Annotated in this window: 18 protein-coding genes; 9 read left to right on the top strand and 9 right to left on the bottom strand. The window is 50.7% G+C overall.

Translation table 11 applies throughout. From position 1 onward, the window contains the following. Positions 1–279 precede the first annotated feature (279 nt). The 6 genes from dnaA (at position 280) to ACM615_RS00560 (ending at position 8,689) form a co-directional block, all read left to right on the top strand. Positions 280–1,671, top strand: coding sequence for a chromosomal replication initiator protein DnaA (gene dnaA / locus ACM615_RS00585; protein WP_112287221.1), 1,392 nt, complete (start codon positions 280–282; stop codon positions 1,669–1,671). Between the two features lie 4 nt (positions 1,672–1,675). Continuing rightward, the gene (gene dnaN / locus ACM615_RS00580) at positions 1,676–2,776 is read left to right on the top strand and encodes a DNA polymerase III subunit beta (RefSeq protein WP_013573353.1); all 1,101 of its coding nucleotides are present in this window, start codon (positions 1,676–1,678) and stop codon (positions 2,774–2,776) included. 131 nt (positions 2,777–2,907) lie between these two features. Beyond that, positions 2,908–3,996, top strand: coding sequence for a DNA replication/repair protein RecF (gene recF, locus ACM615_RS00575; protein ID WP_113876820.1), 1,089 nt, complete (start codon positions 2,908–2,910; stop codon positions 3,994–3,996). 19 nt (positions 3,997–4,015) lie between these two features. Further along, on the top strand, positions 4,016–6,430 hold the full coding sequence (gyrB, locus tag ACM615_RS00570) for a DNA topoisomerase (ATP-hydrolyzing) subunit B (protein ID WP_112287223.1): 2,415 nt from the start codon (positions 4,016–4,018) through the stop codon (positions 6,428–6,430). Between the two features lie 155 nt (positions 6,431–6,585). Further along, a complete protein-coding gene (gene yidA / locus ACM615_RS00565; protein ID WP_112287224.1) occupies positions 6,586–7,401 on the top strand; it encodes a sugar-phosphatase in 816 nt (271 codons plus the stop codon). Between the two features lie 25 nt (positions 7,402–7,426). Further along, complete coding sequence (locus ACM615_RS00560) at positions 7,427–8,689, top strand: DUF3748 domain-containing protein (RefSeq protein ID WP_431011274.1); 1,263 nt, start codon at positions 7,427–7,429, stop codon at positions 8,687–8,689. A 62-nt stretch (positions 8,690–8,751) separates the two neighbouring features. Here the strand turns inward: ACM615_RS00560 and ACM615_RS00555 are convergent, their stop codons facing one another. Then, on the bottom strand, positions 8,752–9,129 hold the full coding sequence (locus tag ACM615_RS00555) for a YceK/YidQ family lipoprotein (protein WP_113876947.1): 378 nt from the start codon (positions 9,127–9,129) through the stop codon (positions 8,752–8,754). 381 nt (positions 9,130–9,510) lie between these two features. On the opposite strand from ACM615_RS00555, the gene ibpA reads away from it, so the two are divergent. Together ibpA and ibpB are read left to right on the top strand one after the other, a co-directional pair. After that, positions 9,511–9,921, top strand: coding sequence for a small heat shock chaperone IbpA (gene ibpA / locus ACM615_RS00550; protein WP_112287226.1), 411 nt, complete (start codon positions 9,511–9,513; stop codon positions 9,919–9,921). 169 nt (positions 9,922–10,090) lie between these two features. Continuing rightward, complete coding sequence (gene ibpB, locus ACM615_RS00545; RefSeq protein WP_431011273.1) at positions 10,091–10,525, top strand: small heat shock chaperone IbpB; 435 nt, start codon at positions 10,091–10,093, stop codon at positions 10,523–10,525. Between the two features lie 73 nt (positions 10,526–10,598). On the opposite strand, the gene ACM615_RS00540 is transcribed toward ibpB, so the two are convergent. The 3 genes from ACM615_RS00540 to ACM615_RS00530 all read right to left on the bottom strand — a co-directional run bounded on the left by ACM615_RS00540 (position 10,599) and on the right by ACM615_RS00530 (position 14,186). Continuing rightward, positions 10,599–11,387: a YopT-type cysteine protease domain-containing protein gene (locus ACM615_RS00540; protein WP_431011272.1), complete on the bottom strand. Its 789-nt coding sequence runs from the start codon at positions 11,385–11,387 to the stop codon at positions 10,599–10,601. Between the two features lie 416 nt (positions 11,388–11,803). Continuing rightward, complete coding sequence (locus ACM615_RS00535) at positions 11,804–12,595, bottom strand: YopT-type cysteine protease domain-containing protein (RefSeq protein ID WP_431011271.1); 792 nt, start codon at positions 12,593–12,595, stop codon at positions 11,804–11,806. Between the two features lie 340 nt (positions 12,596–12,935). Continuing rightward, positions 12,936–14,186, bottom strand: coding sequence for a valine--pyruvate transaminase (locus tag ACM615_RS00530; RefSeq protein WP_431011270.1), 1,251 nt, complete (start codon positions 14,184–14,186; stop codon positions 12,936–12,938). A 252-nt stretch (positions 14,187–14,438) separates the two neighbouring features. On the opposite strand from ACM615_RS00530, the gene ACM615_RS00525 reads away from it, so the two are divergent. Next, positions 14,439–15,650 carry a hypothetical protein gene (locus ACM615_RS00525; RefSeq protein ID WP_431011269.1) on the top strand — a complete coding sequence of 404 codons (1,212 nt, stop codon included), beginning with the start codon at positions 14,439–14,441 and terminating at the stop codon, positions 15,648–15,650. A gap of 68 nt (positions 15,651–15,718) precedes the next feature. Here the strand turns inward: ACM615_RS00525 and ghrB are convergent, their stop codons facing one another. The 5 genes from ghrB to ACM615_RS00500 form a co-directional block, all read right to left on the bottom strand. Further along, positions 15,719–16,699 (bottom strand): glyoxylate/hydroxypyruvate reductase GhrB, encoded by a 981-nt coding sequence (gene ghrB / locus ACM615_RS00520; RefSeq protein ID WP_431011268.1) that lies wholly within the window; start codon positions 16,697–16,699, stop codon positions 15,719–15,721. A gap of 38 nt (positions 16,700–16,737) precedes the next feature. Beyond that, complete coding sequence (locus ACM615_RS00515) at positions 16,738–18,018, bottom strand: MFS transporter (protein ID WP_431011267.1); 1,281 nt, start codon at positions 18,016–18,018, stop codon at positions 16,738–16,740. Positions 18,019–18,075: 57 nt separating this feature from the next. Continuing rightward, positions 18,076–18,825, bottom strand: coding sequence for a sugar phosphate isomerase/epimerase family protein (locus tag ACM615_RS00510; protein WP_431011266.1), 750 nt, complete (start codon positions 18,823–18,825; stop codon positions 18,076–18,078). 213 nt (positions 18,826–19,038) lie between these two features. After that, the gene (locus ACM615_RS00505; RefSeq protein ID WP_431011265.1) at positions 19,039–20,073 is read right to left on the bottom strand and encodes a LacI family DNA-binding transcriptional regulator; all 1,035 of its coding nucleotides are present in this window, start codon (positions 20,071–20,073) and stop codon (positions 19,039–19,041) included. A gap of 68 nt (positions 20,074–20,141) precedes the next feature. Continuing rightward, a complete protein-coding gene (locus ACM615_RS00500) occupies positions 20,142–21,428 on the bottom strand; it encodes an MFS transporter (protein ID WP_112287236.1) in 1,287 nt (428 codons plus the stop codon). Between the last annotated feature and the right edge of the window lie 44 nt (positions 21,429–21,472).

Here is a 21,472-nt window from a genome sequence, read left to right as displayed (position 1 = left end):
CCGCTGCCTGTGGATAAAAAGGATCTAAACTGTCAGGAAGGGGAGGATCTCTGTGTCGGATTGCGTTATGATCCGCCATTCCGATCGCGATCCCGGCTGGGTAGCTTTCGACACAAACCGTAAAAAGCGGTTCGCACGTGACTTTACGCCACTGACAGGGTGGTGAGAGAAATTTCCCCCATCCCCTTATACAGGCAGGCGGGACGTGTGCCAAAAATCATGATTTAAAAAATATCCTGATCCTTTTCTTTTTTGATACTTGTTCGAGTGGAGTCCGCCGTGTCACTTTCGCTTTGGCAGCAATGTCTTGCCCGTTTGCAGGATGAACTACCTGCCACAGAATTCAGTATGTGGATACGCCCCCTGCAGGCGGAACTCAACGACAATACGCTGGCGCTTTACGCCCCGAATCGTTTTGTCCTTGATTGGGTTCGTGACAAATACTTAAACAATATTAACGGCTTGCTCAACGATTTCTGCGGGGCGGATGCGCCGTTGCTGCGTTTTGAAGTCGGCAGCAAACCCATGATTCAGCGCGTCAGTCAACCCGTTGCGGCCAGCGTCAGTTCTCAGACTGCGCCCGCTATTCCGCGACTGGCGCCTTCACGTCCGAGCTGGGACAGTTCGCCTGTTCAGCCCGAGCTTTCATACCGCTCGAACGTCAATCCAAAACACACTTTTGATAACTTCGTTGAAGGTAAGTCTAACCAGCTGGCCCGCGCGGCGGCGCGTCAGGTGGCGGACAATCCGGGCGGTGCCTACAACCCGCTCTTCCTTTATGGTGGCACCGGTCTGGGTAAAACCCACTTATTGCATGCGGTCGGTAACGGCATCATGGCGCGTAAAGCCAATGCCAAAGTGGTGTACATGCACTCCGAGCGCTTCGTGCAGGACATGGTAAAAGCCCTGCAAAACAATGCCATTGAAGAGTTCAAACGCTACTACCGTTCTGTCGATGCGTTGCTCATCGATGACATCCAATTCTTTGCTAATAAAGAACGTTCCCAGGAAGAGTTCTTCCACACCTTTAATGCCCTGCTGGAAGGCAATCAGCAGATCATCCTGACCTCGGATCGTTATCCCAAAGAGATCAATGGTGTTGAAGATCGTCTGAAATCGCGTTTCGGCTGGGGCCTGACGGTGGCGATCGAGCCGCCAGAATTAGAAACCCGCGTGGCGATCCTGATGAAAAAGGCCGACGAGAACGATATCCGTCTGCCAGGCGAAGTCGCCTTCTTTATTGCTAAACGTCTGCGTTCTAATGTGCGTGAGCTTGAAGGCGCACTGAACCGTGTGATCGCCAATGCCAACTTTACCGGCCGTGCGATTACCATCGACTTCGTTCGTGAAGCGTTGCGCGATTTGTTAGCGCTTCAGGAGAAGCTGGTCACTATCGATAATATTCAGAAAACAGTGGCCGAATATTATAAAATCAAGGTCGCTGACCTGCTTTCCAAACGGCGCTCCCGTTCGGTAGCCCGCCCACGCCAGATGGCGATGGCGCTGGCGAAAGAGCTGACCAACCACAGCCTGCCAGAAATCGGCGATGCGTTCGGTGGTCGGGACCATACCACGGTGTTGCACGCCTGCCGTAAAATCGAGCAGTTGCGTGAAGAAAGTCACGACATCAAAGAAGATTTCTCCAACTTAATCAGAACATTATCTTCCTAGCGCTATGAAATTTATTGTTGAACGTGAGCATTTGCTGAAACCACTGCAACAGGTCAGTAGCCCGCTGGGTGGACGACCGACGTTGCCTATTCTGGGTAACCTGTTATTACAGGTGACGGATGGCGCGTTGTCGCTGACCGGGACGGATTTGGAAATGGAGATGGTGGCGAAAGTCGCGCTGTCTCAGCCACATGAAGCGGGTGCCACCACGGTACCGGCGCGTAAATTCTTTGATATCTGCCGTGGATTGCCCGAAGGCGCGGAAATTTCCGTCGCACTCGACGGCGATCGCATGCTGGTAAAATCAGGCCGCAGCCGTTTCTCGCTGTCGACCTTACCGGCGACAGATTTCCCTAATCTCGACGACTGGCAAAGCGAAGTAGAATTCACCCTGCCGCAGGCCACGTTGAAACGTCTGATCGAAGCCACGCAGTTTTCTATGGCGCATCAGGACGTTCGTTATTATTTAAACGGCATGCTGTTCGAAACCGAAGGTGAAGAATTGCGTACTGTTGCGACCGACGGTCACCGTCTGGCCGTATGTTCTATGCCAATCGGCCAGTCTCTGCCTTCGCATTCAGTCATCGTACCGCGTAAAGGCGTGATGGAACTGGTGCGTCTGCTTGACGGCGGTGACACCACATTGCAGCTGCAAATCGGCAGCAACAATATCCGTGCTCACGTCGGCGACTTTATCTTTACGTCCAAACTGGTTGACGGTCGTTTCCCTGACTATCGCCGCGTATTGCCGAAAAATCCGGACAAAACGCTGCAGGCCGGGTGCGATTTGCTGAAACAGGCATTTGCCCGTGCAGCCATCCTGTCCAATGAAAAATTCCGTGGCGTGCGTTTGTATGTCAGCCATAACCAGCTGAAAATCACCGCGAATAACCCTGAACAGGAAGAAGCGGAAGAAATTCTGGATGTCGGCTACGAAGGCACCGAAATGGAAATCGGCTTTAACGTCAGTTACGTGCTCGATGTGCTGAATGCGCTCAAGTGCGAAGACGTTAATCTGCTGCTGACAGACTCTGTTTCCAGCGTGCAGATCGAAGACGCTGCGAGCCAGTCGGCCGCGTACGTCGTTATGCCAATGAGGCTCTGATCGGGCTATCTTACTTGTCATTTTGCGATTGGGCAGTGCTCGCAATGCTCACGTACTTGAGTACGCTCCGCTTGTTGTGCGCTGTCCGCACGCAAACTGACCGCGACGAAGACGCCCTGGAATTGGTTTAGATGGCCTTAACGCGCTTACTGATAAAAGATTTCCGCAACATCGAGGCGGCGGATTTAGATCCGTCGCCCGGTTTTAACTTTCTGGTCGGTCCCAATGGCAGCGGTAAAACCAGCGTGCTCGAAGCGGTCTATACGCTGGGGCATGGCCGCGCTTTTCGCAGTTTGCAGGCCGGACGCGTTATCCGTCACGATCAGCCGGAGTTTGTTCTTCACGCCCGTGTAGATGACGGCGGCGATCGTGAGCTGTCGATTGGCCTGAGCAAAAGCCGCCAGGGCGACAGCAAAGTGCGCATTGATGGCACTGACGGTCATAAAGTGTCTGAACTGGCACAAATGCTGCCGATGCAACTGATCACACCCGAAGGCTTCACCCTGCTCAACGGCGGGCCGAAGTACCGACGGGCATTTATTGACTGGGGTTGTTTTCATCACGACCCCGGTTTTTTTATCGCCTGGAGCAACCTGCGACGGTTACTCAAGCAGCGCAACGCCGCGCTGCGCCAGGTGAGTCGTTATGCGCAAATTCGTGCCTGGGATCAGGAACTGATCCCGTTAGCCGAGCGTATTAGCGAATGGCGGGCAGCGTACAGCGACGCGATCGCGGCTGATATCAGCGCGACCTGCGCACAATTCCTGCCTGAATTCGCCCTCAGTTTTTCTTTCCAGCGTGGATGGGACAAGGAAACTGAGTACGGCGAGTTGCTGGAGCGTAATTTTGAGCGCGACAGAGCCTTAACCTATACCGCATCAGGCCCGCATAAAGCGGATTTCCGCATTCGTGCCGACGGCACGCCGGTGGAAGATTTACTGTCCCGTGGACAGCTGAAGCTACTGATGTGTGCGCTGAGACTGGCGCAGGGTGAGTTTCTCACCCGACAGAGCGGGCGGCGTTGCCTGTATCTTCTTGACGATTTTGCCTCTGAGCTGGACGCCGACCGACGTCGGTTGCTGGCCGATCGCCTGAAAGCCACCCAGGCACAGGTTTTTGTCAGTGCGATAAGCGCTGAGCAAGTGACCGACATGATGGGTGAAAAGGGCAAGATGTTCCGCGTGGAACAAGGTAAAATAGCCGTTCTATCACAGGACTAAAAATGAGCGAGAAACGTTGATGTCGAATTCTTATGACTCCTCAAGTATCAAGGTATTAAAAGGGCTGGACGCGGTGCGTAAGCGCCCCGGCATGTATATCGGCGATACCGATGACGGCACTGGTCTGCACCACATGGTATTCGAGGTTGTGGACAACGCTATCGACGAAGCCCTCGCGGGCCACTGTAAAGAGATTCAGGTCACGATCCATGCGGATAACTCTGTTTCCGTACAGGATGATGGTCGTGGCATTCCGACCGGTATTCATGAAGAAGAGGGCGTTTCTGCTGCTCAGGTCATCATGACCGTTCTTCATGCCGGCGGTAAATTTGACGATAACTCGTATAAAGTTTCCGGTGGTCTGCATGGCGTGGGTGTTTCCGTCGTTAACGCCCTGTCGGAAAAACTGGAACTGGTTATCCGCCGCGAAGGCAAAGTCCATACTCAGACTTACGTGCACGGTGAGCCTCAGGATCCGCTGAAAGTGATTGGCGATACTGACGTGACCGGTACCACGGTACGTTTCTGGCCAAGCTTCAACACCTTCACCAATCACACCGAATTCGAGTATGACATTCTGGCGAAACGCCTGCGCGAACTGTCATTCCTGAACTCCGGCGTGGCTATCCGCCTGCTGGACAAGCGTGATGGTAAAAACGATCACTTCCATTATGAAGGCGGCATCAAAGCTTTCGTGGAATATCTGAACAAAAACAAAACCCCAATCCATCCGACCGTGTTCTATTTCTCCACGGTAAAAGATGACATTGGCGTTGAAGTGGCGTTGCAGTGGAACGATGGTTTCCAGGAAAACATTTACTGCTTCACCAACAACATTCCACAGCGCGATGGCGGGACTCACTTAGCCGGTTTCCGTTCGGCGATGACCCGTACCCTGAACGCGTATATGGATAAAGAAGGCTACAGCAAGAAATCTAAAATCAGCGCCACCGGTGACGATGCCCGTGAAGGCCTGATTGCTGTGGTGTCGGTGAAGGTTCCGGATCCTAAGTTCTCTTCTCAGACCAAAGACAAACTGGTTTCTTCCGAAGTGAAAACGGCCGTTGAAACGCTGATGAACGAGAAGCTGGTGGATTACCTGATGGAAAACCCGTCAGACGCCAAAATCGTTGTTGGTAAAATCATCGACGCAGCGCGTGCCCGTGAAGCAGCACGTAAAGCCCGTGAAATGACCCGTCGTAAAGGCGCGCTGGACCTGGCTGGCTTGCCAGGCAAACTGGCGGACTGTCAGGAACGCGACCCGGCTCACTCCGAACTGTACTTAGTGGAAGGGGACTCAGCGGGCGGCTCTGCAAAACAAGGCCGTAACCGTAAGAACCAGGCGATTCTGCCGTTGAAAGGTAAAATCCTCAACGTTGAGAAAGCGCGCTTCGACAAAATGCTCTCTTCTCAGGAAGTGGCCACGCTGATTACCGCACTCGGTTGCGGCATTGGCCGTGACGAATACAACCCGGACAAACTGCGCTATCACAGCATCATCATCATGACCGATGCCGACGTCGATGGTTCACACATCCGTACCCTGCTGCTGACCTTCTTCTACCGTCAGATGCCTGAAATTGTAGAACGTGGCCACGTGTTCATCGCACAGCCGCCGTTGTACAAAGTGAAAAAAGGCAAGCAGGAACAGTATATTAAAGACGACGAAGCGATGGATCAGTATCAGATTTCCATCGCCATGGACGGGGCAACGTTACACGCCAACGCCCATGCACCGGCCCTGGCGGGTGAACCGCTGGAGAAACTGGTGGCTGAACATCACAGCGTGCAGAAAATGATTGGCCGTATGGAACGTCGTTATCCGCGTGCGCTGCTGAACAACCTGATCTATCAGCCAACCCTGCCGGGTGCGGATCTGACTGATCAGGCGAAAGTTCAGGCCTGGATGGAATCGCTGGTAGCGCGCCTCAACGAGAAAGAGCAGCACGGCAGTTCTTACAGCGCGATCGTGCGTGAAAACCGCGAACATCAGCTGTTCGAACCGGTTCTGCGTATTCGTACGCACGGTGTCGATACGGATTACGATCTGGATGCAGACTTCATTCAGGGCGGCGAATACCGCAAAATCTGTGCGCTGGGCGAACAGCTGCGCGGCCTGATCGAAGAAGATGCTTACATCGAACGTGGCGAACGCCGTCAGCCAGTGACCAGCTTCGAACAGGCGCTGGAATGGCTGGTGAAAGAGTCCCGTCGTGGTCTGTCGATTCAGCGATATAAAGGTCTGGGCGAAATGAACCCTGATCAGCTGTGGGAAACCACCATGGATCCTGAGCAACGTCGCATGTTACGTGTGACCGTGAAAGATGCCATTGCCGCTGACCAGTTGTTCACCACGCTGATGGGCGATGCGGTTGAACCGCGCCGCGCCTTCATCGAAGAGAACGCGCTGAAAGCTGCCAACATCGATATCTGATAATCGATATCTGATCAAGGTATGAGCTGATACAGAGTCCGAACCGGGAAACCGCTTCGGACTTTTTTTCGTCTGTGCGAACCCGCTTTCCGGCTGGCTTTACAGCGGGTAATCGCGATAGCATTGAGGAAGATTTCTTAAACTCTGAGGATGCTATGGCTATTGAATTAATTGCAATTGATATGGACGGGACGTTGCTCAATCCGCAGCATGAAGTGACGCCTGCCGTTAAAAAAGCGTTGTCAGAAGCACGGGCGAAAGGTGTGCAAATCGTTCTGGCGACCGGCCGCCCGTTCGTCGGCGTGCAGCGTTACCTGATGGAACTGGATTTGCAGCAGGACGGTTGTTACTGCATCACCAACAACGGTGCGCTGGTACATAATGCCAAAGATGGCAGCGTGATTGCCGAAGTATCCCTCAGGATTGAAGATTATCACTACTTTGAACAGCTGGCGCGCGAGCTGGGTGTGCATTTCCATGCACTGACTAAGACTGACCTGTTTACCGCCAACCGCTTTATCAGCAAATACAGCGTGCATGAATCCTTCACCACCGGCATTCCGTTGCAATTCTGCCCGGCAGACGAAATGGATCCGGCACTGACCTTCCCGAAAGTGATGATGATTGATGATCCTGAACTGCTGGATCGCGCCATCAGTCAGCTTCCGGCCGAAGCCAAAGAACGCTACACCATCATGAAAAGTTCGCCGTACTTCCTCGAAATTCTGGATAAACGCGTCAATAAAGGCGAAGGCGTGAAAGTGCTGGCGGAAAAACTGGGTATCGCGCGCGAGAGTGTAATGACGCTGGGCGACCAGGAAAACGACATCGCTATGCTGGAATACGCCGGAATCGGTGTCGCGATGGGCAATGCGCTGGACAGCGTGAAAGCCGTCAGCCAGTTCGTCACCAAAACCAACACCGAAGACGGTGTGGCATTTGCGGTCGAGAAGTTTGTTCTGAACGACTGAGTTGGCAGAAAGGAACCTCGCAGCCATGGAAAAACAATTAACTTCTGATGCCCGCGGGCATCAGCTGACTAACATTAATGTCTGGACGCCGGACAGCCAGTGGCTGGTGTACGACGTGCGTCCGCATGGCGGTTCTTTCACCGGCTCAACCATTGAGCGGGTGAATGTCGAAACCGGTGAAGCGGAAGTGGTTTATCAGGCGCAAGATGGCGCACACGTGGGTGTGGTAACGGTCAGCCCCGACCTTCCCGCCCGTTATGCATTTATTCATGGCCCGGAAAATCCGGATGCCAGCTGGCAGTACGATTTTCACCATCGCCGCGGCGTTATCGTGTCTGACCCCGCGTGCGAAAAGGCGGTCACGCTGGATGCGATGGATATCACCGCGCCTTATACCGCCGGCGCCCTGCGCGGCGGCACGCACGTCCACGTTTTCAGTCCGGACGGTTCGCGTCTGAGTTTTACCTATAACGACCATGTTTTGCATGAACTGGATCCGGCTCGCGACCTGCGCAATGTCGGTATCGCCCTTTCCGGCTATCCCGTTACGCCGCCAAAGCATCACCCTCGTGAATACGATGGCAGCCATTACAGCGTACTGGTCAGCGAAACAACGCCTGCTCCTCAGCCGGCCAGCAATGATATCAACCGCGCTTATGAAGAAGGCTGGATCGGGCAGGAAGGCTATGTAAAAGCCGACGGTTCCCGGCAGCGCTGGGCGCTGGCCTTTATCGGCGATACCCTTTCTGCTGATGGCGAAAAGCATCCGGAAATCTTCGTGGTGGATTTACCTGAGAACGATACGGATTATCGTCAGGCGGGTGATAAACCTTTGCAAGGCACGCCGGAAACATTGCCTGCGCCACCGTCTGGCGTGAAGCAAAGACGTATCACGTTCACTGAAAAGGGTATTGCCCTGCAACCACGTCACTGGCTGCGCGCGTCAGCGGATGGCGCACAGATTGCGTTTCTGATGAAGGATAAAAACGATGTGGTTCAGGTCTGGACGGTGTCACCCAACGGTGGTGAACCGGTGCAGATCAGCCATTCTGACAACGGCATTCAGTCGGCGTTCAGCTGGAGCCCGGACGGAAAATCGCTGGCACTGGTCTGTGATAACAGCGTGATGCGTCTTGCTGTTAAAAGCGGAGAAATGCAGCGGTTAACGCAGAGAACGCAGATTGTGCCTTGCGCCGATGCAGTAGTGTATTCACCGGATGGCGGCAAAGTGGCGTTTATGCGCCAGTGCGGGGAATTCGCTCAGATTTTTGTTACCGACGCTCAGTAGCTCATAGAGTAAACCGGCCAGGGTTTGAAACGATCTCATCATGTTGGCCGGTTTTTTTACGCTTATTTTCTATGTGCCGAAGACTTATGTCCGCGATCGGTGGTGGTCATTGGCGGAACGTGGTCAATATCCACGCCGTTGCTCAGCGCAATATTGTGTTCTTCACTCGCTCTGACGCGATCGCGCGTCGTCACTTTTCCGCTGCGGTAATAATCATAAGGCAGTAATACCGTATCCAGCAGGGCGCTGAACGGTAAATCAATGAGCAGCAGAGGCGTCATCGCCCAGCTGGTATCATCGCTTTTCATCATATTCACATCAGCACGTGCGCCTGAATAATATCCGGTGTCTCCCCCGGTATGGCTCATCACGCTGGAACAACCGCTCGTCGCTAAAAAAACACATCCTGTCATCAGCGGCGTCAGTGCAAATTTCATCATTTTAGAACTCATCTTATGCTGTCAGGCTGAGCTTTTAAGTCAAAGTGACTTATACCACTCAGCACAAAAAATTAACAAAGCAAGCTGTAGCTCTGTGGCTGCGATCCCATTAAGTGTAATTACTATTTGAAATCTTGCAGGAAACTGCCTGCTCACCCTGGCTTTTCGCCCTGACCTGTCATGTATTTTGGCTGTCAGCATATAAACAACAGCCAAATTTTTTTGTTTTTACCGGCTTGAAAAAATCCCTTTCGTCTCCATTTTTACTGTACGACGCAGGAGGAGGAACGCCGGAAGGGTTCTCCTGTCATCACTGCGACGCTGGCCTGTCCGAATGGAAGGCTATTTAAAAATACTCGCTGAATATCAGGAGAAGTGGGCATGCGTAATTTTGATTTATCCCCGTTATACCGTTCTGCCATTGGTTTTGACCGTTTATTTAATCTTATCGAATCGGGTCAGAATCAGGGTGGCGGCTATCCCCCATATAATGTCGAGCTGGTTGACGAAAACCATTACCGGATTGCTATCGCGGTCGCAGGTTTTGCCGAGTCAGAGCTGGACATCACGGCCCATGACAACATGCTGGTGGTGAAAGGCGCACATGCACCGACTGAAACCGACCGCACTTATTTATATCAGGGCATCGCTGAACGTAATTTCGAACGCAAATTCCAGCTGGCGGAACATATCCAAATAAAAGCCGCCAATTTGTCGAACGGTTTGCTGTATATCGATCTGGAACGCATCGTTCCTGAAACGTCCAAACCGCGGCGTATCGAAATCCGCTGATTTGTCGGCAATAGGTGTCGGCAATAAGTACCGGCACTAAGTCTCAGGCGGCCATCGTTATTGACCGCCAGAAAATGAAAAAGTTTAGGCTCGCCGTCAGGGAGCTGCGCCGTCATATCCAGACAGGATGACGGAATGTTAAATCTCGCTTCTAAGAAGGAGTTATACCATGCGTAATTACGATATTTCCCCATTACTGCGTCAGTGGATTGGTTTCGATAAATTAGCCAGTTCAATGCAGGGCGCGGATCAGGCTTTTCCTCCGTACAATATTGAAAAGTCTGACGACAATCATTATCGCATTTCACTGGCGCTGGCCGGTTTCCAGCAGAGCGAGCTGAATATTGAGGTCGAAGGGCCGCGTTTAACCGTCAGCGGTACGCCTGCTCAGCCGGAAACAAAAGTGGAATATCTGCATCAGGGATTAGTGATCAAGCCTTTCACCCTGAGCTTTACTCTGGCAGAGCATATGCACGTATCGGCAGCTGAATTTACCAATGGCCTGCTGCATATCAGTCTGGTACGAGATGTTCCGGAAGCGTTGCAGCCGCAGAAAATTGCGATTGGTACTGAAAAATCTGCGCTGGAAAATACGTCGGCTTAAGACGTGATCTGTTTATGTTCCCCCGGTAAGGGGGAACATAAAACAGCGTATGACGAGGGGAGTATTATCTTAATCAGTAAGTAAAACGAGAGATAATTATTATGTTGAATTTCTTATAAACCTCATTAAATATAAAGCAAAGATAAGATTTAAATGACTCCCGCCCGACTTCTGTGTCGGGGTAGGATATTTCACCGAAATTAGAATCAAAAAACTTTATCCTTTTTTGCCCGGTGGTGAGACTTACTGAATGTCCGCTGCCCCCGCCTCTGATGCTTAACTGGTAGCCAAAGTTCGAATCAATCTGTTTCATTAAGGCTTCGATTCTTTCCTCAACGTCTTCAACCGGTGACAGTTCAATTCTGCTGATAAAGTTAATATTTCCCTGAACCTTTACCAACAACTTAATAGCATCTGCAGTAGTGACGTATTCTATCTGTTTGGGTACAGCTATCTTTTTGGGATTGCTGACTGCTGATGCGCCATTTTGTGCCGTTGCCTGGGATTTTGCCTGTTCAGCCGCAACCTTTCTCGCCAGACTGATCTCACCATATCGTTCCTGATAATTCATGATGCCCAGTGTGAGCCGATGGCACTCAGGGGAATCAAGATATTGTTTGAATGTGCTCCAGTTATGTCCTTTAACCAGATAGGCCGCAGACAGGCCAAGGCACACACCTCGTAAACCATATAATTCTTTATTCATCCACGGAAGTCGGAAGCTACCAATCCAGGCTCCTGCCAGGTTTCTGGGGTTATCGCTTACCCAGCGATTTTTCCGCATATAAGAATCTTGATCAAAAGGAGAGTATTGACCATGAGTTTGAGAGGCAAATAGCGCTAATTTATTTTCTATAGGCATGGGCGATTTTTCTAAGAGTTAATTTATGATTGAGTTTCTTACGAAAAAGTAGAGTTTCATACTAAGGTTTTTTCATAAGCGAAGTGCTTAATGATAAATTAAGGATATGCCTATAGTGATGTGATTTTCTTAATGTCTTGTTTTGTCTATATAAATTACAAATGTGGTTATGATATTTTTCTTGATAACATAACTTTATAATATCAATTTATTACGCTTCCTTCCCTGAACTGAAATCTCCAGCAGATTGTCAGGAGCTGGCTAATGTGAAATGTTTATGCCAGGCGTTGAAAACACAAAATCCTGATTAGCACCGAAAACCTACTCTGGAATATCATGCTGAACAAGGTTTATTCTGTTAGTGCTTCCTTTCAGAAGGCACTGTTTTACAAGGTACAGAAAGAAAATCATTCTCTTTAGCAGGTATAACGGGAAATTGACAATTCTTTATACCTTGGATAACGGTCTTCTAAGAGTAAAGCCAGAGCGACCTTAAAGTATTCACGTCCTTCCGCCGTATCGGGATATGAAAACTCTCCCTGATTAGGATCGAAGAATTTTATCCTTTTCCTTCCGGTTGTAATAGCCACAGCATGTCCGCCACCAGGACGGTGCATGTTTATTCTGTATTTAAAGTTAGAAGCAATATGTGCCATCAGAACATCTATTCTTTCCATGGTATTTTCAATGGGTTTTAAACGCACTATATCGATAAAGTTAATCCCACCTTGAACTTTTACAATGTGATTGAAGGCCTCTGAGGAAGAGAGGTAGGTTATATTTTTTGGCACTTCTGCCTTTTTTTTATGAGTAAACCGGCTAAATAATGATTTATTCTGTTTCACAGGGATTTGCATTTTTGCAAGCGCCGCTGCCCGGTTTTGTGCCTGTATTACATCACCATATTGTTCCTGATAGTTCATAATGCCAAGCGTGAGTCTGTGGCATTCCGGGGTATCCAGATATTGTTTAAACGTGCTCCAGTTCTGTCCTTTGATCAGATAAGCGGCGGATAACCCAAGGCATGCTCCCTGTAAGCCATACATTGTTTGGTTAGTCCTCGGATCAGTAAAACTGCCAATCCAGGCACCGGGCAGATTTCTTGGATTATTGCTCATCCAGTTATTTTTCTGCGCATATTGAGCCTGACTGAAACTATGGCTCTCGCCATCTGTTCTGGATATAAAGTTTGATAATTTCTTGAACATAAATATGATTTTTATATGGTTTAAGATTGAGGCGTGAGAACAAATCACATTAAAAGATTGATTTATACACTACAGGTTTTTTATATTAATATACTTAAAGTTCAATTAAGTTTTTGTTTATTTTACTTTTTTATCTCATTAATCAATGGTTTTAAGAAGAAAAATAACTCCAGGGCTGCAATAAATTTTTTGTTATCAGGAAATAATAAATGAGGCGTGTATTAGAAAGAGGTGGGGTAAGTATTTATTTTATTTAGTAATAATGATTACGCTTATAAAAAAGGTCTGGAAAAGGTTAAACACCTCTTCCAGACCTAAACTCATAAGTGATAATCGACTCTCAACCTTCCGCGTGCGCTTTTTCCACTTCTTCCGCCAGAATCTTCACGCCGCGCTCGATCTGATCCGCATCAGGCACGTAGTTCATGCGCATACATTGATGCGTGTGCGGCCACGGATGTTCCAGCCCCGGGAAGAAATAATCGCCCGGCACCATCAGCACACCGCGCTGTTTAAGGCGCTGATACAGCACTTCGGTGGTGATCGGCAAATCTTTGAACCACAGCCACAGGAAAATCGCACCTTCCGGTTTGTGGATCAGACAACGTTCTTCCGGCAGATGACGGCGCAGCGTAGCGATAGTTTCCTGCACGCGCTGGAAATAGAACGGTTTGATGACCTCGTTTGAAAGGCGCAGTAAATCGCCACGCGCAATCATCTCATGGGCAATCGCCGGTCCGACGCTGCCCGGAGACAGGCTGATAATGCCGTTCATGTTACTGATCGCTTTGATGATTTTCTCATCGGCAATCACGATGCCGCAGCGTGAGCCCGGCAGGCCGAGTTTCGACAGACTCATGCACAGAATAATATTCGGGTTCCATAACGGCGTCGCGTCAGTGAACACAATGCCGGGGAACGGCACGCCATAGGCGTTATCGATAAGTAACGGAATATCTTTCTGCTGTGCCAGTGCATCGAGGCGGATCAGCTCTTCGTCGGTAATCACGTTGCCGGTCGGGTTGGTCGGACGGGAAACGCAGATCAGGCCGATATCATCAGTAATATTCAGATGATCGAAATCGACGTGATACTTGAACTGGCCTTCCGGCAGCAATTCGATGTTTGGCTTGGCTGAAACAAACAGATTTTCGTCCAGACCGGCGTCGGCATAACCGAGGTATTCCGGTGCCAGCGGGAACAACACTTTTGACATACTCCCGTCGGCACGGCGTCCGGCGAACAGGTTGAACAAATAGAAGAAGGCGCTCTGGCTGCCGTTGGTCAGTGCGATGTTTTGCGCGTCAAGCTGCCAGCCGAGCTCTTTCTGTAACATCTCTGCCAGCGCATGACGCAACACATCTTTGCCCTGCGGCCCGTCGTAATTGCACAGCGCTTCGGTCAGCTTGCCTGCAGCCAGCATTTCCATCAGCAGCGTCTGGAAATAATCCTGCATCTCAGGAATTTGCGCCGGATTGCCGCCACCCAGCATCACTGCGCCGGGAGTGCGTAAACCGTCATTCATGTCGCCCATCAGGCGTGTGATGCCTGAAAAACGGGTAAATTTGTCACCGAAAGCAGAAAACGTCATAGAAAACTTTGTATGTTATCAAAATGTGTCTTCCACCATAACGCCTGCAGCAAAACAGTGCAATCGGACCAGCGGGTTTTGACGCGGAGAAGTATTAAAAAAGATGAATACGGAAAATCATTCACTGTATTTTTTGGAATATCCCTGAACGGATCCCTTTATGCTTAATGACGGAGTAATAAAAAACGGCTTATGATATTTTTTCTCCCTTGGCATAATTATGTTTAAGAATATATAAATCAGGTTGATAAAATGAAAAGAAGCATACTTATACTGAATATCTTTACGGCAGGCGGAGGAGACTATGCGCTGGGAAAGAAAATAAAATACATCGCGCGGAGCACCCAGTCTGAGGGGGCATTAATTACGGTAAATGCCAAAACCAGATATATTAATATCCAGGGGAAGGAAGTGTTAAATCCGGATAAAAAATTGAATTATGATGACCCGGTGGTTATTGTGACGCCCCACAGTCTCCTGTCTCCCGATGTATTATCGACAGTGCTGGCTGATCTTTTCTATCAGCTGGAAATAATAACATGCAATACCATTATTCTGATTGATGAAATGGATGTCACCCGGGATGCGGCTTCATCTGATCGTGATTATAAAGCGGCCCTGTTGAGTCTGTGCTTCGAAAACATCATTGTCCAGAACCTTGGGTTCGCTAAGAAATCGATGGGTTATTTACCCATGCCTGAGCAGGAAGTTATCAATATACAAAAATCAGCGAAACAGGAAATCATTAAATTACTGGACGGTTATAACTTATCGTTGCCGGAAAATTGTAGCTTATATCTTGCCTATTTAAGTTCTGATACCGTGACAACCTGCGCTCAGATTTTTATTATTAATTCGTTGATAGAAGACAGTGGCTTACCGAATAATTCAGCTTATGTCCTGGTGTGCAGGGAAAAAGGAAGTATTGAACGATTGCTGAAAAACCTCAAAGAATCCTTATCAGGGTCAATTTATAATGATTTGTTTTCTGAATGTCATTATTCAACCATGAAAGACGAAAATATATTCCAGTGCCACGGTTTTTCCCGCGGTACGGGGAAGAAAAAAGTACATATCTTTATTACCCAAACCATTCCCGGCACGACGTTTAAAAATCTGACCAGTATCAGCAAGACCGGCATGATGTCGGGCGATCAAAGCCTTTCCGACTATTTGTCACTGAAAAAACGTTTACCTTATTACGACAAGCAAACCTGGAAAGACCCTCTTATTAAAGGATTGAAAGTCCGTGCCCGTGAACTGGGGGGAGAAGAATTGCTCAACAAATTTAAGTCGATGGTCGCCGGAAGAAAGGCCTTTACTGGCAGCCTGTCCTTTAAGCTTCTGGCACCCGACGATGTCCCGACGCTGTCACTGAAAAACAGTCTTCATGCGTTTAACAACGAAATATATGCAAGAAAAGCTGACGGAAAAATCAGAGAGATATTGATGAGGTACCTCTGACCCTTCGAAGAATAATCGGGAGACCGGCCGCAGGATTACGCCCGGACCGGTCTTGCCCACTCTTAATCTTACTTCTTCAGAACTTCCGGATTCACGCAGAACTGTTTCACGTCATCTTTCAGGGCGGCGATCAGGTTATCCACTGCACAGGCCGCCATATCGTAACGGGTTTCATGCGTTGCGGAACCGATATGCGGCAGCGCCACCACGTTTGGCAGGCTCAGCAGCGGAGAATCTTTTGGCAGCGGCTCAGTCTCGAACACGTCCATGCCTGCGCCATAAATCGTACCGGCTTTCAGTGCTTCGATCAGGGCCGGTTCATCAATGACCGGGCCACGGCCTGCGCTGACCAGAATCGCGCTGGATTTCATTTTCGCCAGTTCTTCCTTACCGATCAGATGGAAGGTTTGTTCGGTCATTGGCAGCAAGATACAGACGAAATCAGACTCTTTCAGCAACTCGTCCAGCTCGCATTTACGTGCGCCATACTTCTCTTCCGCTTCTTTATGCTGGCTGCGTGCGTTATACAAAATCGGCATGTCGAAACCGAAATGCGCACGTTGCGCCAGCGCCAGACCGATACGGCCCATGCCGACGATACCCATGGTTTTGTGGTGAACATCGATGCCGAACCAGTCTTCGCCAATGTTTTCGTTCCACTCACCGGCTTTTACGCGCTCGGCCACATTCACCACGCGGCGGGCGGTAGATAGCACCAGTGCCATCACGGTATCAGCGACGGTATCGGTCAGCGCCGTCGGTGTGTGCATCATCGGGATTTCGCGGCGGGTCAGTTCTGCCACGTCAAAGTTATCGTAGCCGACGGAAATGGTAGAAACCCCACGCAGGCGTGGCGCATGGTCGAACAACTCTTTATCGATTTTTCCGCCAGAACCCAGCAGCCCTTCTGCGTTTTGCAGAGCATCAAAAACCTCCGCACGGTTTTTGTCAGTGATGCCATCGAATTCGGTAATAGCAAAATGCTCTTCAAGACGTTGATGCAAATCGGCAGGCAGTTTTTTGTACAGAACAATTGACGGCTTATTCATTACAAACTCCAACTCTTTAAATGAGTATTTTCAGATTTTCAGGTTAAGGAAACTTTCCCTTTCGGTTTCATTGCGGCCTTTCGTGGCCTGACGACCAGGGTTAATCCCGCAGAAAGCAGCAGCGAGACGGCCATAAAAATAAATGAGGCGGCCGGGCTTCCGGTGCTGCCGTTCAGATAGCCGACAAACCAGGAACCAAAGAACGAGCCCAGCGCACCCAGGCTGTTGATTAAGGCCATGGCGCCGCCGGACACATTCTTCGGCAGCATTTCAGGAATGATGGCAAAGAACGGACCATACGGGGCATACATTGCGGCAGCGGCGACTACCAGTAAACTGTACGAAAGCCAGAAATTGTTTGTGCCAGCGGCCCAGGATCCAAAGAACGCCAGGGCGCCGACCAGCAACAGCGGCCAGACAAACAGCTTACGGTTTTGCATTTTGTCTGATGCCCATGACACCAGAATCATCGCGATGGTGGCTGCCAGATAAGGAGCCGAGGACAACCAGCCCGCTTCGACCATGCCCATCGACTTACCATCACGCAAAATAGACGGCAGCCAGAGCACAAAGCCATACACGCCGATGCTCCAGAAGAAATATTGCAGACAGAGGAAAATCACATTTCGCGAGCGGAAGGCTTCGCGGTAACCGCCGACTGCCTGAATGTCTTTCTGTTCTTCTTCCAGCTGTTCGGCCAGGGCTTTTTTCTCCTGCTCACTCAGCCAGCTGACTTCTTCGGGTTTATCTTTGACGCTGAACCACCAGATAATCGCCCAGATCACCGCCGGAATGCCTTCAAAGATAAACATTTCGCGCCAGCCAAACGATTTGATCAGATAGCCGGAAAGCACCGACATCCACAGCACCGTGACCGGATTACCCAAAATCAAAAACGTATTGGCGCGCGAGCGTTCGGATTTCGTAAACCAGTTGCTGATGTACACCAGCATAGCGGGCATGACAGCGGCTTCCACCACGCCGAGGGCAAAGCGGATCACCGCCAGCATCGGGATATTCGTCACCACGCCGGTCAGCGAAGCAAAACCGCCCCACAGCAATAAACACCAGAAAATCAGTTTCTTAACGCTGCGCCGTTCGGCATAAATCGTGCCGGGGATCTGGAAGAAAAAGTAGCCGAGGAAAAACAGGGCACCGAGCAGGGAGGACATGCCTTTGGTGATGTGAAGATCATCATTGATACCGGCCGCCGACGCGAAACTGAAGTTTGAGCGGTCGACATACGCCAGACTGTAAGTGATGAACACGATTGGCATGATGTACCACCAGCGGCGCGAGGCCAGTCTGGACTTGTTCATAACGGTATCTCCTGATAATGCCTCAGCCTTCCCCGCACCGGTGAGGGTGCCGCGAAATCAGCCGCGCAAAACGTCCACGTAATGGCGCGTTACGGCGATCAAATCATCCCCTTCAAGCGGGAATTCGATGCCGCGCGGAACATCCTGAGGCAACATTTTCAATAAGGGTTCCCAGCTGCCATCGCTGTTATCGAGCGCCACGGCATGCCATTTACCGGCACGTTTTTCCGCTGCTTTCACATGGACATAACCGACATGACGTGCCAGACGCTCAGCGGCAATCGCCGGATCCTGTCCGACCCACAGCCAGTTGGCCATGTCGAAAGTCATACTCAATGGCAAATGCAGGGATTCCGCAGCAAACATGAAGGCATTGATGCGCGACAGAATTCCGCATTCCGGGGTCTGATCGTTCTCCACCACCAGCTTCACCGGGCTGGATGCCAGCACCACTTTCAGCGGTGTCAGATCCTGACCCGGCTCAAATTCACCGAGTGAAAACTTAATCGTGCGGGCATTGAGAATGCGCGCCTCTTCAAAATATTGTGGTGCATCAGGATTAAGCTCGCCACCCATCAAAAACAGCGGGAAGGGCACCGAGTAAACCGCAAACAATCCGTGATGCTGAATTTTTTCCGCCAGCGCCGGTAACGTATCCAGCTCCTGCGGGGAGAACAATTCACGGCGGATTTCCACGCCATCGGCTTTTGCCGCGGCAATGACAGAAAGCAGTTCAGCCTGTCCACCGAGGTCTTTCACCACGCTGTTGCCGTAGGCGGCGGTGACAATGACGATTTCTCTTTTCATGAACGTTTTTCCTGTGTGGGCGCGCTGCCAATAAGGTGCAGGCAATCATTTCGACACCTCATTTTAGTCAAGCAAATGAGACGTCGTGCCGTTGTTAACGTTTTGTTTCGTTTTATACAACCTAATTGGAACCGGTTCCAGACGACAGAACAAAAGCCCGAAAATATGATCCCGCTCACGAAGAACGGGCAGGAAATCGGGAAGTAAAAGGGATCAGCGAGCTGCGGTAGAACCGCGCGCAATGAGTTCGCCGGAGAACTCCAGGTCTTTAACCGGCTCAGTATTGCCCTGAATGCGGGTCACCAGTTGTCTGAGCGCCGCCACGCCCATGTCGTAAGTGGGTTGTTTGAGGGTGGTAATGCCGACGCCCGCCAGATCGGCCCACACCAGTTCATCGAAACCGGATAAACCGATGTCCGGCCCCCAGCGGAGATTCAGCCGCTGCATGGCGCGCGCGACCTGTAACGTCAGTGCGCCATTCACGCACATCACCGCTTTGTGTTTATCCGCGTGTCGCGCGACAAAATCGCGCAGCAAATTGTCCAGCCCTTCGGTGTTATACAGCTCAATCTCACCCTGTTCGCCCGTCAGTTGCGGGGATTGCTGCATCCGTTGCAGGAACGTGCGCAGGCGGTCGAAACGGGTATTGACGGTGGCGGGTTCGCTGACGAAAAGCAGTGCTTCGAAACCCTGCTTTACGAGGTGATCGGTCATCATCTGTGTGGCTTCGACGTTTTTCAGGCCGATGACGTCGCAGGCGAAATTCGCCACTTTGCGGTCAATCAGCACCATCGGTAAATTGGCCTGTTGCAGCGTGGAAATCGCCGCTTCGCGCATGCCCACGGCGTTCACCACAATGCCATCCACGCGATAACTGCTGAGCAGTTGCAGGTAATGCTTTTCCTGATCCAGCTCGTTGTTGGTGTTGCACACCAGCAGCGTCAGCCCTTCCTGACGGCAGGCAGCTTCAACGCCGCGCATCACATCGACAGAATAGGGATTGGTAATATCAGCGAGGATCAGCCCGATAAGACGCGTCTGGCCGCTTTTCAGGCTGCGCGCCATCTGGCTCGGCTGATAATCGAGCAGGGAGATCGCCCGCCCGATGCGCTCTTTCAGCGAATCGGACAGCAGGTGTTGTTCACCGTTGAGATAACGTGAAACGCTGGTTTTACCCGTTTTAGCGGCGCTGGCGACATCACGTATCGTTGCCCGAACCGCCGCGCCCGGTTCCTGTTTTTTACTCACAGCCTTTCTCCCCTCATGCTTGTCCCACGGAGACTAGCACAGAGTGCCGAAAGGCTGCATCCCGTAAGTCAGCGCAATCCTTCTGCCGTCTGGACGCCGGAAACCGCATCGGACTTCGGTCTGCTGCTCAGCGTAAAGGCCGAAATGATCGTCACGCCAAAGGCAATACCACCGAGGATCAGATAGGTATCGCTGAAGCCGATGCGGTCGTACAGGTTACCAGCGAAGGCCGAAAGGAAAATCGCCGCCAGCTGTTTGGCAAAGTTAAACCCGATCAGATAAATGGTCGCCGAGAACCGGACGTCAAAAATCTGCGTGATGTATTTGAACACCCCGACCAGCAGGAACGGCACTTCCAGCGCGTGCAGCATTTTCAGCAGGATCACTTCGATGGCCGTGGTCGCAAATGACGAACCGACAATGCGGATCGACATAATCGTACCCGCCAGCAGCAACGTATTTTTTGCGCCGATGCGGTTAATAATCCACGGAGAACAGAACATAATCAGCGCGTTACACAACTCACCGGCGGTGGTGACGTAGCCGAACATTTCCGTGCCCTGCTGCGGAGAAGCAAAGAAGGTTTTGAAGAACGTCGCGAACTGCTGGTCAAACACGTCATACACGCAGGCCACGCCAATTACGTACAAAATCAGCATCCACAGTTTGCGCTCTTTCAGTAACAACGCCGCCGTTTTCAGCGAGAATTGCGGCTGATTGGCACCGAGTTTATCCAGCACCTGCGCGTTTTTGTTTTCCTGCGGACGGGCAATCAGCAGCAAAATCATCAAAATGATCGCCGCGCCGGAACCCATCCAGAACACGATGTCCGGATTGATGTTAAACAGCACGCCCGCCGTCGAGGCGCAAATTCCCCAGCCGAAACAACCGAACATCCGCGCCTTGCCGTATTCAAATGAGCTGTTGCGGCTGACTCTTTCGATATACGCCTCAGTTGCGCCGGAACCGCCCGCGAACACGAAACCGATATAGGCGCCGCCGAGAATGGCCCCGAGCACAATATTCAGTTTTAACAACGGCGCGAAGACGTAAATGAAGAACGGCGCAAACAGGAACAGCAGCACGGCGATGACCCACAGAAGATGTTTTTTCAGGCCGAGCTTGTCAGAAATGATGCCGAATATCGGCTGAAACAGAATAGCGAACAGCGACATGCTGGAAAACACGATGCCGGTTTCCGTTTTACTCAGGCCGATCACGTCAGAAAGCCAGATCGGTAAAAACGGATAACAGGTCGCCATAATGAAGAAATAGAGGAAGAAATAGCTGCCGAATATCCAGAAGTTAGTATTGTTTTTATAGAAGCAACGATCGGAAGTTTGTGTAGGGTTCATAGTGATTGCCTTGCCGAAACCATGAAAACCGGCACTGTCGTACC

This window comes from Rahnella sp. PAMC25617, assembly GCF_050606005.1.
Classification (GTDB): domain Bacteria; phylum Pseudomonadota; class Gammaproteobacteria; order Enterobacterales; family Enterobacteriaceae; genus Rahnella; species Rahnella variigena.
The sequence above is the reverse complement of the archived record's forward strand: the minus strand, read 5'-3'. Positions and strand labels throughout refer to the sequence as shown.